Source organism: Rhodoplanes roseus (assembly GCF_003258865.1).
Classification (GTDB): Bacteria; Pseudomonadota; Alphaproteobacteria; order Rhizobiales; family Xanthobacteraceae; genus Rhodoplanes; species Rhodoplanes roseus.
Genome location: NZ_NPEX01000850.1, coordinates 1 through 267, shown reverse-complemented (window position 1 = coordinate 267; position 267 = coordinate 1). Strand labels below are relative to the sequence as shown.

The window sequence follows — 267 nt, the reverse complement described above, 5'->3', positions numbered from 1 at the left end:
TTGGTCACGTCGGGCAGCATCCGTCGCAACGCCAAGGCACGTCTCATCCGCGACAGCAAGGTCATTGCCGAGACGGTCACCATCTCCTCGCTCAAGCGGGAGAAGGAAGACGCTACCGAGGTTCGCGAAGGCTACGAATGTGGTTTGACCGTTACCTATTCCGATATCAAGATCGGTGACGTTCTCGAGTGCTACGAGCTTCGCGAGAAGCCGCGCGACTGATTATGTCGACACGGGCGTTGGGGCGGACGCACGTGGGTACTAGCT

The 267-nt window shown here is 58.8% G+C and carries 1 protein-coding gene; it reads left to right on the top strand.

All coding sequences use genetic code 11. The features are described from left to right. The coding region (locus CH341_RS32700; protein ID WP_342635051.1) for an EF-Tu/IF-2/RF-3 family GTPase at positions 1-222 on the top strand (222 nt) is incomplete at its 5' end. Positions 223-267 lie beyond the last annotated feature (45 nt).